Below are 12447 nucleotides of genomic sequence, written 5' to 3'. Positions count from 1 at the left end.
CCTCCACCTCAGCGCGGTACTCGGTGACGGGTGAGATGTGGGTTATGGACTGCTTAGCAGCAAGCAGGGTCATTTCTGCTGGCGGACCTTGAACAGAGAACCCGGTGATCGCCTCGTTAAACACACGCCGCAGCTTAATCTTTCTGTATGGAGCGAGAAGCTGTTTAATTTCCTGTTCTGATTTGGGCTGATTGAGGATGACGATGGCAATCTCATCCTTGGTGGATACCGGTATTGGCGGGGTGATTAACAGGTTGGGAGTTTGAAAAGCAAGCAGTAAGGCGAGCAGCAATTTCATATAAAGGCAATCCCCTTTTTTCCATAGCGTTTTCTTTGGGAGGAGAAAGTATGCAGGAGGGACGCAAGTAAGTGGACGGTTTTCTCAAGTAAATGGGGTAGTTTCGCAAGTAAATGACTCCATACCGCAAGTAAACCACGTTAATCCTGAAGTAAAAGGGTGCTTTCGGCAAGGCACCTCTCATTTTTCGTGCATATAACAAAAAAAGTGCCGCAAGCACTATGCCTGTGACACTTTTTCCCACATTATTTTGTTCCAAATAGACGGTCGCCAGCATCACCTAGGCCTGGTACGATGTAACCGTGGTCGTTTAGCTTCTCGTCAAGAGCAGCAATGTAGATATCTACGTCTGGATGAGCTGATTTTACTGCTTCGACGCCTTCAGGAGCTGCGATTAAGCACATAAATTTGATGTTTTTAGCACCGCGCTTTTTCAAGCCGTGGATTGCTTCGATAGCAGATCCGCCGGTTGCAAGCATTGGATCTACTACGATAAAGTCACGCTCTTCCACGTCCTTTGGAAGTTTTACATAGTATTCAACTGGTTGCAATGTTTCAGGGTCTCTATATAAACCAATATGCCCTACCTTCGCAGCTGGGATTAATTTTAAAATGCCGTCCACCATGCCAATTCCTGCACGAAGAATTGGTACGATTCCGATTTTTTTCCCTGAAAGGATCTTGGATTTGGTTTTGCAGACTGGTGTTTCGATGTCCGTTTCTTCAAGTGGCATATCTCTGGTGATTTCAAATGCCATGAGTGTTGCAACTTCGTCAACCAGTTCACGGAAATCTTTTGTTCCAGTATGTTTATCACGTATGTAAGTAAGTTTGTGCTGAATAAGCGGATGGTCAAAGACGTAGACCTTAGCCACAAGAATCGCCCCTTTTATGATCAATTTTTTACACTATGCCCCATTTTACAGAAAAACAATCCAATGAGCAACTAAAGACGAGGTGAAATTTTTGTCAAATCCTTTACAACAAAAATCGGCCCACTGTATCAAGGTAGGCCGATTTTTTCTAGTTAATATTCAGGATAAAGAACAAATTTGCTTGAAAGGGTGTCCACACGTTTGCGGGCTTCCTCTAAGGCAGCTTCGTCCTCATGATTTTTCAATGTGTAGGCAATGATGGAAGCAATTTCGTCCATATCTGCCAGACCAAAACCACGAGATGTTACAGCAGCTGTTCCAATACGGATTCCGCTGGTTACAAATGGGCTTTGCGGGTCAAATGGAATGGTGTTTTTATTGACAGTAATGCCAACTTCATCAAGAACATGCTCGGCAACCTTTCCAGTTAAACCAAGAGATTGTAAATCTACTAATAATAAATGGTTGTCTGTTCCACCGGAAACAAGTTTGATTCCTTCTTTTTGAAGGCTTTCAGCCAAACGCTGGGCATTGGCAATAATTTGTTTCGCATAATCTTTGAAGTTATCTTGTAATGCTTCACCAAATGCTACTGCTTTAGCAGCAATTACGTGCATAAGTGGACCGCCTTGAATGCCAGGGAAGATAGATTTATCGATCTTCTTGCCAAATTCTTCTCTGCAAAGAATCATCCCGCCACGTGGACCGCGTAAGGTTTTATGAGTAGTCGTTGTAACAAAATCAGCATAAGGAACTGGATTTTGATGTAAGCCTGCAGCGACAAGACCTGCGATGTGAGCCATATCCACCATGAGGAAGGCACCTACTTCATCAGCGATCTCACGGAATTTAGCAAAATCAATTTCTCTTGGATAGGCGCTTGCACCTGCTACAATTAGCTTTGGCTTGTGTTCACGCGCTTTTGCCAATACATCCTCATAGTTAATCCGATGGGTTGTTTCATCGACACCATATTCAACGAATTTATATTGAATACCACTGAAGTTGACTGGGCTGCCGTGAGTCAAGTGACCGCCGTGAGATAAGTTCATTCCCAAAACCGTATCACCTTGTTCAAGGATGGTGAAATAAACGGCCATATTGGCTTGGGCGCCGGAATGTGGCTGCACGTTTACATATTCCGCACCAAAAATTTGTTTCGCGCGGTCACGGGCAAGATCTTCAACAATATCGACATACTCGCAACCGCCATAATAACGACGGCCTGGATAGCCTTCAGCATACTTGTTTGTTAAAACAGATCCCTGTGCTTCCATTACCGCTTCACTGACAAAGTTTTCTGAGGCAATAAGTTCGATTTTGGAGCGTTGACGTCCTAATTCCTTTTGAATCGCTTGAAAAACCTGCTCGTCTAATTGTGACAAATGCTTCATGGTTAACCCCCCTATGTTCCAAAACAGTTAGAAAATTCTTTCTCTATTTTAGCATGTTTTTTATAAAAAGAAAGGATTTAGCCTTATTTTATAAAAATTGTTCGCCAATTGCAAAGGATTAACCCTATTTAATTATAATTTCCAGTAGAACTAGTTCAATTTCCGAACATTAACCTTAATGACAACTTATATTTTCCGTGTTTAGCTCATATACAGCTCTTGCACCGCCAATCAGCTTTGGTCGTGATTTAGCTAGAGTGACTTGGGCATGTCCCAATGTTTTCTGTTTTACTCGAACCGGTACAGCAACGTGCTTGAGATGCATGCCGATTAAGGTGTGTCCGATATCGATCCCCAATTCTGCCTTCACGAATTCCACCACAACAGGGTCAGCCAGTTTACCAAAAGCATATGTAGCCATGGCACCGCCAGCATGGCGGACAGGCACGACGGAAACTTCATCAAATCCCCGCTCCATTGCAGTCGAACGTTCCAGTACAAGAGCTCGATTTAAATGCTCACAACATTGGAAGGCCAACTGAATCCCGGTTTCCGCTTGGAGATTTTTAAGCCCTTGAAAAATCATTTCTGCCACATCTAGAGTTCCAGCCGTGCCAATCCTTTCACCAATGACCTCACTTGTGCTGCAGCCCACCACTAGCAGTTGACCCGCTTTGAGAGACTCCTGATTTTTAAATTCTTCCAAAATTGCTTCCAGCTCTTTTTCCCATTCCTGGATCATACGCCTCGACCTTTCTGTAGCATAATCTGATTTTATTGGTTCTTACTTTCATAATCCGTAATTTTGCCAACCCGGTTTGCGTGGCGACCGCCTTCAAAATCCTCAGTTAACCAGATTTGGGCAATATCCCTTGCCAATCCTGGGCCAATGACACGCTCGCCCATTGCCAACATATTGCTGTCATTGTGGGCGCGAGTTGCTTTAGCGCTGAATGTATCGTGAACAAGTGCACAGCGCACACCCTTTACTTTGTTCGCTGCAATACTCATTCCAATTCCAGTTCCACAAATTAAAATCCCGCGGTCAAACTCACCGCTTGCCACCTTTTCTGCTACTGGCAGGGCATAATCCGGATAATCAACTGATGTTTCACATTCACAGCCAAAATCAACGTATTCTATGTTTAACTCGTCCAATAGATTGGCGATCTCCTTGCGAATGTGGATGCCGCCATGGTCAGACGCTAATGCTACTCTCATGAGAATTCCTCCTATGTTCTAAACTCTTTCTGCTTTAATTTTGACATACTGCCTGAAAAATATAAAGCCCAAACAAAAATATAAAAGCCCTCTTAAAAAAAGAGAGCTCCTGCCTATTTAATTTCCCGCCATTGTTGAATTTTTTCGATGGCCTTATTAATAAGTTGGTCCAGCTCTTTGTAGGTTTCTTCGTAAATAGCCAAGCTTCCCCCGAATGGGTCGACCACATCGTGATCAAACTCTTCCCCGGTAAATTCCTTTAAAGTAAAAACCTTTTCAATCGATTTTGGGTACTGCTGCTGGATGGCAAATTTATGGGCCGAGGTCATGGTCAGAATCAGTTCCGCCCATTCAACCTCCTTGTCGGACAATAAGGTGGAACTATGCTGATGAGTAATTTGGTTATTTTTCAAAACTTGTTTGGCATGAGGAGATGCTTCGCTTCCGTTCGCCGCATAAATTCCTGCTGATTTTACTTCCATTCCCGCCAAATCTTTGTTTTTCAAAATCGCTTCTGCCATTGGACTTCTACATGTGTTTCCCGTACATACAAACAGTATGCGCCGCAATGTGTTTGCCCCCTTTCCTTCTATTATAAAACAATTTTCTAAACAATATGTATAATCGGCATCCACTGCCGTAGCTAGGTTGTCTCTCTCTATTACTATATCACCTTTTTCAATAAGCCGTTACCAAAATATCGTAATCAACTTAAATCCAAACGCCAGTAATATGGCGCCACCCAGCGCCTCACTATATGCCCCAAGCCATCCTTGTACCTTTTTTCCCAGCAGCAGGCCTGCCCAGGTTTGCACAGTGGCGATAATCCCAAAGCATAATAAGACCATTATCGTTTTAGCCCCATAAATCCCTAGAGTTAGCCCTACTGAGAAGCTATCAAGACTGACACTGAATGCAAAAATCAACAAACCGATGCCCACCGGAGAAATCGACTTCTGCTCGCCAGGTTTCAAACTTGCCCAAATCATTTGCACCCCTAATATAATTAACAATAAACCGCCAATAAAAGTGGCGACTGCTCCAAATTTATCCGATAAAAATCTCCCAGCCGTCATTCCGGCAAGCGGCATAAAAACATGAAATAACCCAATGGTCATTCCGATTTTAAAAATTTTCCGCAAGCGCAATTTGTACATGCCCATTCCGAGTCCGACTGAAAAAGCATCCATTCCTAAGGCAGTTGCCATTATTATTAATGTTATTAATTCGCCAACCATTTCTGTCACTTCTGCCACGCTCCCTTGGACTAACTATTTCAACTTATGCACGTCCAAATGGTTTTAGAAGCTATAAAAAAAGCCAGAGAATCTCTGACTTTTACTCTGAAATGATTTTGTTTCCAGCTGCTTTAAGAAGCCTGTTCATGATGGCATGTCCCACACCTTCGCTAGGGAACATTTCACTAAAAATGACATCTACATTGGACTGATTAAACTGACGGAGTGTATCGTAAAGAGCGGCTGCTACTGATTCGAGTTCACTGCGCTTCCCACAAGCCAGCACGTAATCTGCTCTGTATTCAGTCTGATGCTCCTCCGTTGTCAGCACTCCAACTCGCAAGCTCTCTTGCTGTTTTTCATCCACTAAGCCTTGTAAAAATTCCTTGGTGCCTGTGACCAAATAAAGCGGGGCATTCGGAGCATAGTGGCGATACTTCATGCCTGGTGCTTTCGGTTTAGCAGCCTCATCGGTTAGGGCCGGATCAACCTTCACTTCTCCAATCACCTCTTGGAGCTGCTCCAGCGTAACCCCACCTGGCCTTAAAATGACTGGGATTGCCTCCGTACAGTCGATCACGGTGGATTCCACTCCTACTCCAGTTGGCCCACCATCAAGGACCCCGGCAATTTTCCCTTGTAAGTCATCGATCACATGCTGTGCAGTTGTCGGACTTGGCTTCCCTGAGCTGTTGGCACTCGGAGCAGCAATCGGCAGACCGCATTGTTTTAGGAGGGCCAGTGCAACCGGATGGTCTGGCATTCTAACCCCGACTGTGGTGAGCCCTGCTGATGCCTTTTCTGACAAAACCCCTTGCTTCATTTTTAAAATAATGGTTAAGGGTCCAGGCCAGAACCCGTTCATTAATTGTTCTGCCTTTTCCGGAATCTCAGCTACAAAATCGTTTAGCTGTTCCCTATCAGCAATGTGAATAATCAGTGGATTATCGCCTGGTCGTCCTTTTGCGGCGTAGATCTTTTCAACAGCTTCATCATTGAAAGCATTTCCGCCCAGTCCATAAACCGTTTCGGTAGGAAGGGCCACCACTTCGTTATCCCGTAAAAGTTGCGCGGCATCCACAAGTTGTGGATTACTTTCCAGATTATCCACATATTTATCCACTTTCCATACTTTTGTCTTCATAGTTATCCACCTTTATGATCCAGAAGTCATTGCGTCGAAAAATGACGAATTTAGGCTCAATGACTCACTTTTTACACTTTATACGTTTGCAAGTATAAAAGAAGGCAGCCATAAATACAAGTTTTATCCACAAATTGTGTATAAGTAAGCGAAAAAAGTGGATAACTTCGGGGGTATATCCACAAAGTCAAAGGGTGAATTTGAAAAATAACGAGTTATCCACATTAAAAACGTGTCGAATATGATTTGATAACAATAACTCCTCCGGAAGTGACTCCCGTCTAATCTGTTGAAAGCCCATCAACTCGAAAAACGCCACTGCCATTGGTTTATTAGTGGCTAAAAATAGACTCTCCATCCCCCGTTCTTTTGCCAGTTGAACCATTTGATCAAACAGGACGAGGATCTCCTTCTCAGCCCATCCAGAAGATACGACTAACGAACGAAGCAGCCCAACTCTCTCAAACACTTCCATCCCTAAGGAACCAACAAGCTCCCCTTTCCCATTTTCTAATAGTAGAAATGATCCAATTGTATCCTCTGAAAGCCCATCCGTTCCGAGCTTTGCTTTTAATAAAAAATCTCTTAACCGATTGAGGTCCTCTTTTGTTCCTTTACGAATCAACGCCTGCATCGCATCCACCTCTTTTTTTAGTTCTACTCTATGAGTATGAAAAGGTAGGTAAAATAGAACCGGCAAATCTAGTATTTTTAGAAAAATAAAAGAGGCCGACCCCTTAAATGGTCTAAGCCTTTAGTCGAACATCTTCTCCCACATTTCCACAACGAAGAATTTCACCTTTACTGGCTGCTCATCTTCTGATGTATAGACCGGAGCAGCTGATTCTTTTGCCGTTGTTTGGTCTAGTTTCTCGGTTTTATCGTTGTTCTTTTGGATATCCGTGATTTTTTCATTCGGAGTCTTATTAGTGGGTTCTTTTTTAGAAATCGGCTCTTTTTTGGTCTCTTGTTTCACTGGTGTTTCTTTTTGCGCTACTTGTGATTCTTTTTGTACTACTGGTGCTTTCTTTTCTTCTTTCTGCTGAGGTTCTTCCCGTTCTTGGTCCTGCTTCAATGATTCTTTATCCTGTGCCACTTCGTCCTGCTGTTCAGTTACGACCTCTGGAGGTTCAGATTGCGCAGCAGCCACTTGCTTTTCATCAAATCCTTTACTTACGGCTACTCCGTTTGAAAAATCGAGAAAGCAGAGCGGTGGGTAGAGAACGCACCACCAATTGGCCCCTTCCCCTTTACCCAGGGTGATAAGAATTGCCTGATACTTACCTGCTGGGTACAAGTACTGACCGTACAATTTTGTTGGAAACTGCACTTTGCCGAATTCTACTTTAACTGACTGATCAGACCCTTGTTCACGGACCACCTTTTCTGCGATGGATTGTATCTCAGGAAGTTTAGTATTAATCACCTTTCGTGCTTGATCCATAGAGGTCAAATCCTGCACCCATAAGGTGATTTGCGCATTAACCTCATCTCGCACTTTTCGTTTAATCGCTTGGTCCTTTTCAAAATCACTATTAGCCAGGATCCGCAGGCGAATCGCCTCACCCGGTATAACAATCGATTCCTTTGAAGCCGCCTCTGTTTTCGGCATATATAAATTTAATATCGTTGCAAACGATAGAATTGCTAGATAAGCCCACACTACCAACTTGTTTCTCATCTCTCAGCACCGTCCCTTCACTATCATCATTGTGGACAGAATGCCAGAATCTTAAACTATTAAAAATTAGTATTTTTTAAAAGATTTGGGTTGGAGCAGTTTTTTGCAATAATCCATCCTCTTTTTCGGATATTCCCGTCAATTTTTAGAAATAATCCCGCTAACTTGGTTAGCGGCATTTAAAAAGAGCATTCTTTGGCCTTCTTTTTATCGCGATACTGGTGTGGTTTATGAGAGATTAGGCTGGATTCCGCGGGCTTTCACCTGAATCCCGCGAGTTTTAGTTATAATCCCGCCAGTTTTTTAGATAATCCCACCACTTATCCGGTTATTTCCGCCAGTTTCTGCAATAATCCCGCGAGCAGGCTCCCTCGGCTTTTTATTTTTAAAAATAAAAAGGCTCCGAGGACTACTCCCCAAAGCCGATCTCAACAAACACCATTCGGTCTTTGCCATTTATGTCATTGACTATTTCTACTTTGCTGTTGGTAAATGTGTTTCGTAATAGCTGAGCAACCACTTCACCCTGCCCTGCACCAATCTCAAAACAAACCAGGGCTTGTGATGCCAGCACCTTCGGCAGTTCCACCATAAAGCGACGATAAAAATCTAGCCCATCTTTGCCCGCGAACAACGCACTGTGTGGCTCATGCTCCGTCACAACCTCCGACATCTCCGCTTGATCCCCCACCGGAATATACGGCGGATTTGACATGACTATATCCAGTTTCTCTGCTTCACCGAAGAATGGAGCAAGTAAATCCCCTTGGCGAAGGTCCACATCCGCTCCCAACCTTTGCGCATTCTCCCGAGCCACCATTAAAGCCTCTAGCGAAATATCGGTGCCTGTCACCTTCAATAAAGGTTCTTCTAGTTTCATGGTAATGGCGATGGCTCCGCTGCCGGTGCCAATGTCGGCAAGTTTGAGTTTGTCTTTATATGCGAAAAGACGCTTGATCCGTTTCAGTGCGCCGTACACGAGTTCTTCGGTTTCAGGCCTTGGAATAAGGACGGAAGGATTGACGCGAAAGGTGCGACCGTAAAAATCTTCTGTACCGATGATATATTGGACGGGGACACCCTGGGCATGCTGATGGACCGCTTGCTCAAAGGATTCCCACACTTCCGGCGATAACTCCTCCCGAACATTGGCAAACAACTGCGACCGTGACATTCCGGTGAAATGGCGAAGTAACAGTTCTCCTGCATTTTCGTCGCGGTCGGCTGTTGTTAAAAAAGAAGAAGCCCATTTCAGAGCTTCGAATACTTTTTTACTCATTTGTGGCATTTTCCAATCTTTTTGCTTGGTCATCAAGAATTAATGCATCAATGATTTCGTCAAGCTTGCCTTCAATAATGGTATCCAGCTTTTGGATCGTTAAGCCAATACGGTGGTCAGTTACCCGATTTTGCGGATAGTTATACGTACGGATCCGCTCAGAACGGTCACCAGTTCCGACCGCTGATTTTCGAACTTGGTCATACTCAGCCTGGGCTTCCTGCTGGAATTTATCATAAATTCGGGCACGTAAGATTTTCATTGCTTTGTCCTTGTTTTTATGCTGAGAACGCTCATCCTGACTTGTCGCCACAATTCCAGTCGGGATATGAGTTAAACGGACGGCTGACATGGTCGTGTTAACGCTCTGTCCGCCAGCACCGCTTGATGCAAATGCATCAAAACGGATATCCTTATCATTAATCTCGATATCAAATTCTTCCACTTCCGGCAAGCAGGCAACTGTTGCTGTGGAGGTATGAATCCGACCGCCTGATTCGGTTTCCGGCACACGTTGTACCCGGTGTGCACCATTTTCATATTTTAATTTGGAATAGGCGCCCGTACCGGTGATCATAAAAATAATCTCTTTGAAACCACCAAGACCAGTTTCATTGGCATCGATCACTTCCGTTTTCCAACCTTGAGATTCCGCATAGCGACTGTACATCCGATATAGGGTTCCAGCAAATAAAGCTGCTTCTTCACCGCCAGCAGCACCGCGAATTTCAAAAATAACGTTCTTATCATCGTTTGGATCTTTTGGAATTAGGAGAATTCGTAAGCGCTCTTGTAAATCTTGCATTTGTACTTCGAGCTCATTAACCTCTTCCTTTACCATTTCACGCATTTCCGGATCCAGTTTGTCCTCCAACATTGCCTTTGCATCCTGAAGCTGTTCGCGCACATCCTTATATTCACGATAGGTCTGAACGGTTCCTTGAAGATCTGCTTGTTCTTTTGAATATTCGCGAAGCTTTTTTGAATCATTTATAATTTCCGGATCACTCAACAGCTCATTTAGCCGTTCGAATCGATCCTCTACCGATTGAAGACGATCAAACACTTTTATTCACCTCTAATTTTTTTGCATTCCTTCTATTTAAAATCTGTTTTATAACAAATGAACGGTCATTTTTGTCCATAACATTCTAATTATAGTATAGTTAAAAACTGCAGTCAAAAACAAATTCTATTAAGAAATATTTATGGCAAAAAAACATGCCCTGAGTCTCAGAGCATGTTATCTTCTGTCTTCCTGCACTTTCACTTCTATATTGTAGCGAGGTAACGCTTGAATTAATTTTTTATGCAAGCGAGCTTCTGCTGCGTCTCTTTCTTTGTGGGATAGCATTCCTTTTTTATGCACGGTCACCCACATCCGATCACCATTGATCCACACACGATCTGTCGTGAATTCATTCGTTGCTGCGATAACCTGCTTTGCTTGATTGATATCATTTCCCTGATTTCCGGCACCAGCCTCACTGCCGCTGCCAGTACCGTTTAAGTCTAGAAAGTTAGGATTTTGATTGGTAATATCATCTTCTACCAAGTGCTGTTGGTTCTTATCACGATTGGCCACATTCTCAGGGCTGTAACGATTTTGATCACCGCGTTTTGACATGAAATTTGGAGAGCTACGGTCTTTCCTCAAATCGTAAGCAGTGTGATCCGCACTTTTTTCATTCGAACAACCTGCCGCCAACATCAAAAGCATGAACACCGAGAGAATCATCGATTTTTTCATCGTTTTTCACCTCCATTAGTATCATGCCCCTTGAGTGGAAGCAAACGAGCAAGTGAAATCTTTCCAAAGCGGATGAACCATATTAGATTCCGTTTGAATTGGGCCATATTTAAAAAAACCCTTCTAGCTGAGACTGTCAATCCAACACATTTTCAACTAAATTTCCTAATTACTTTTCCCTAAATAAAAAAACTGCCTGAGATTACTTTTCTCAGACAGTTTTTGGATTATACGCTCTCTTCCATAACAACACGCTGGGTAGTTGTTTTTGGCACTTCATGATGGTGGCGGCAGCGTGGCTCATAAGCTTCCGATGCTCCAACAAGGATAACTGGGTCATGGTAAGATGCAGGGTGGCCGTCAATTAGGCGCTGGGTTCTTGATGCAGGTGAACCGCAGACTGTGCAGACTGCCTGCAACTTTGTCACCGTTTCGGCGATGGCCATCAAGGCAGGCATTTGCCCGAATGGTTCGCCACGGAAGTCCTGATCCAGACCAGCTACAATGACGCGGTGCCCGCTGTCGGCTAATTGCTGTACGACTCTGACGATGCCTTCATCAAAAAATTGCACTTCGTCAATGGCGACGATGTCAATGTCCGCTTCCACATGGTGCAAAATTTCTATTGAATGTGAAATGGGCTTCGCAGAAAAAGAAGAACCATTATGGGATACGACCGATTTCTCGCTATAGCGATTATCAATTTTTGGTTTAAAAACAGCTATTTTTTGTTTGGCAAATTGGGCACGCCGCACTCGACGTATTAATTCCTCCGATTTTCCAGAAAACATACTGCCGCAAATAACCTCTACCCATCCGCTTTGTTTCATTACATACATGAACGGTGTCTCCTTCCTCTTCCAAAGCCAATACAATAATCTATTTTAAGTATCGTTACAGCCTTTGCGTGGGCAAAGGACATGGTTATGTTAGATTTTCCTTTTAGGAAATAAAATATCTTCACAATAAAAAACAGGCAAGTAAAATTTCTCTTGCCTGTTTTTTTGAGCAAATAATTACTGTTGCTTAAGGCCGTATTTTTTGTTGAAACGGTCAACACGTCCGCCAGCTTCAGCGAATTTTTGACGTCCAGTGTAGAACGGATGGCACTCAGAGCAAGTTTCAACGCGAATTTCGTTTTTCACTGATCCGCTTTCGAAAGTGTTGCCGCATGCGCAAGTCACCGTTACTGTTTTATAATTTGGATGAATTCCTGCTTTCATTCTTTTCATCTCCTTCCGCCCTGAATCATTCGAAACAGAGTTATAAAAATGTGCTTGTCTTTAAACAGGCACTAACTTACATAGTAAAAACACACTGACCCCATTATAACAAGGTGACCTTACTTTTGCAAGATGGGATTTTTAGGGTTTTGGTTATTTTTTTTGGAAGTCCATTGAACTTGATTGTTGATTTCCGTTCCAGGCACTTGCGGTTCGCGGGCGTGCCGGGGAGCCTCCTCGGCGCCTTAAGCTCCTGCGGGGTCTCCCCTGCCCCGTACTCCCGCAGGACATTGAATTTCTTCCTTGAATCTTCCCACGCACGAAGGAAATGCGATAGCATTTTC

Annotated in this window: 14 protein-coding genes and 1 pseudogene; all 15 read right to left on the bottom strand. The window is 43.6% G+C overall.

The window, feature by feature from the left end; all coding sequences use genetic code 11:
* Nucleotides 1–298 (bottom strand): annotated as a pseudogene (locus V7083_RS07350) (S8 family serine peptidase); the annotation flags it as partial.
* Nucleotides 299–543: 245 nt separating this feature from the next.
* Nucleotides 544–1173 (bottom strand): uracil phosphoribosyltransferase, encoded by a 630-nt coding sequence (upp, locus tag V7083_RS07345; protein ID WP_335476729.1) that lies wholly within the window; start codon nt 1171–1173, stop codon nt 544–546.
* Nucleotides 1174–1325: 152 nt separating this feature from the next.
* Nucleotides 1326–2567 (bottom strand): serine hydroxymethyltransferase, encoded by a 1242-nt coding sequence (glyA, locus tag V7083_RS07340; RefSeq protein ID WP_335476728.1) that lies wholly within the window; start codon nt 2565–2567, stop codon nt 1326–1328.
* 175 nt (nt 2568–2742) lie between these two features.
* On the bottom strand, nt 2743–3309 hold the full coding sequence (locus V7083_RS07335; RefSeq protein ID WP_335476727.1) for a TIGR01440 family protein: 567 nt from the start codon (nt 3307–3309) through the stop codon (nt 2743–2745).
* Between the two features lie 32 nt (nt 3310–3341).
* Nucleotides 3342–3788 carry a ribose 5-phosphate isomerase B gene (rpiB, locus tag V7083_RS07330; protein WP_335476726.1) on the bottom strand — a complete coding sequence of 149 codons (447 nt, stop codon included), beginning with the start codon at nt 3786–3788 and terminating at the stop codon, nt 3342–3344.
* Between the two features lie 113 nt (nt 3789–3901).
* A complete protein-coding gene (locus V7083_RS07325) occupies nt 3902–4357 on the bottom strand; it encodes a low molecular weight protein arginine phosphatase (RefSeq protein WP_335476725.1) in 456 nt (151 codons plus the stop codon).
* Nucleotides 4358–4477: 120 nt separating this feature from the next.
* On the bottom strand, nt 4478–5035 hold the full coding sequence (locus V7083_RS07320) for a manganese efflux pump MntP (protein ID WP_335476744.1): 558 nt from the start codon (nt 5033–5035) through the stop codon (nt 4478–4480).
* Nucleotides 5036–5126: 91 nt separating this feature from the next.
* Nucleotides 5127–6170, bottom strand: coding sequence for an L-threonylcarbamoyladenylate synthase (locus V7083_RS07315; protein ID WP_335476724.1), 1044 nt, complete (start codon nt 6168–6170; stop codon nt 5127–5129).
* Between the two features lie 187 nt (nt 6171–6357).
* Nucleotides 6358–6804 carry a GNAT family N-acetyltransferase gene (locus V7083_RS07310; RefSeq protein WP_335476723.1) on the bottom strand — a complete coding sequence of 149 codons (447 nt, stop codon included), beginning with the start codon at nt 6802–6804 and terminating at the stop codon, nt 6358–6360.
* A gap of 120 nt (nt 6805–6924) precedes the next feature.
* Entirely contained in the window at nt 6925–7851 is a 927-nt protein-coding gene (spoIIR, locus tag V7083_RS07305; protein WP_335476722.1) for a stage II sporulation protein R, read from the bottom strand.
* Between the two features lie 409 nt (nt 7852–8260).
* Nucleotides 8261–9130 (bottom strand): peptide chain release factor N(5)-glutamine methyltransferase, encoded by an 870-nt coding sequence (gene prmC / locus V7083_RS07300; RefSeq protein WP_335476721.1) that lies wholly within the window; start codon nt 9128–9130, stop codon nt 8261–8263.
* Entirely contained in the window at nt 9123–10196 is a 1074-nt protein-coding gene (gene prfA, locus V7083_RS07295; protein WP_335476720.1) for a peptide chain release factor 1, read from the bottom strand. The genes prmC and prfA overlap by 8 nt, the downstream gene beginning before the upstream one ends.
* Nucleotides 10197–10373: 177 nt before the next feature.
* Nucleotides 10374–10880: a hypothetical protein gene (locus tag V7083_RS07290; protein WP_335476719.1), complete on the bottom strand. Its 507-nt coding sequence runs from the start codon at nt 10878–10880 to the stop codon at nt 10374–10376.
* A gap of 227 nt (nt 10881–11107) precedes the next feature.
* Nucleotides 11108–11719 carry a thymidine kinase gene (locus tag V7083_RS07285; protein ID WP_335476743.1) on the bottom strand — a complete coding sequence of 204 codons (612 nt, stop codon included), beginning with the start codon at nt 11717–11719 and terminating at the stop codon, nt 11108–11110.
* A 177-nt stretch (nt 11720–11896) separates the two neighbouring features.
* Entirely contained in the window at nt 11897–12103 is a 207-nt protein-coding gene (rpmE, locus tag V7083_RS07280) for a 50S ribosomal protein L31 (protein ID WP_335476718.1), read from the bottom strand.
* Between the last annotated feature and the right edge of the window lie 344 nt (nt 12104–12447).

It is taken from the genome of Bacillus sp. JJ1764, assembly GCF_036962145.1.
Taxonomy (GTDB): domain Bacteria; phylum Bacillota; class Bacilli; order Bacillales; family Cytobacillaceae; genus Neobacillus.
Note: the sequence above shows the minus strand (reverse complement) of the source record. Positions and strands in the feature narration are given on the sequence as shown.

Bases quoted from the DNA above. Each gene is read 5' to 3' on its own strand.
- glyA (WP_335476728.1), bottom strand. From the start codon at position 2,567: ATGAAGCATTTGTCACAATTAGACGAGCAGGTTTTTCAAGCGATTCAA.
- V7083_RS07335 (WP_335476727.1), bottom strand. From the start codon at position 3,309: ATGATCCAGGAATGGGAAAAAGAGCTGGAAGCAATTTTGGAAGAATTT.
- rpiB (WP_335476726.1), bottom strand. From the start codon at position 3,788: ATGAGAGTAGCATTAGCGTCTGACCATGGCGGCATCCACATTCGCAAG.
- V7083_RS07315 (WP_335476724.1), bottom strand. From the start codon at position 6,170: ATGAAGACAAAAGTATGGAAAGTGGATAAATATGTGGATAATCTGGAA.
- V7083_RS07310 (WP_335476723.1), bottom strand. From the start codon at position 6,804: ATGCAGGCGTTGATTCGTAAAGGAACAAAAGAGGACCTCAATCGGTTA.
- spoIIR (WP_335476722.1), bottom strand. From the start codon at position 7,851: ATGAGAAACAAGTTGGTAGTGTGGGCTTATCTAGCAATTCTATCGTTT.
- prmC (WP_335476721.1), bottom strand. From the start codon at position 9,130: ATGAGTAAAAAAGTATTCGAAGCTCTGAAATGGGCTTCTTCTTTTTTA.
- V7083_RS07290 (WP_335476719.1), bottom strand. From the start codon at position 10,880: ATGAAAAAATCGATGATTCTCTCGGTGTTCATGCTTTTGATGTTGGCG.
- V7083_RS07285 (WP_335476743.1), bottom strand. From the start codon at position 11,719: ATGTATGTAATGAAACAAAGCGGATGGGTAGAGGTTATTTGCGGCAGT.
- rpmE (WP_335476718.1), bottom strand. From the start codon at position 12,103: ATGAAAGCAGGAATTCATCCAAATTATAAAACAGTAACGGTGACTTGC.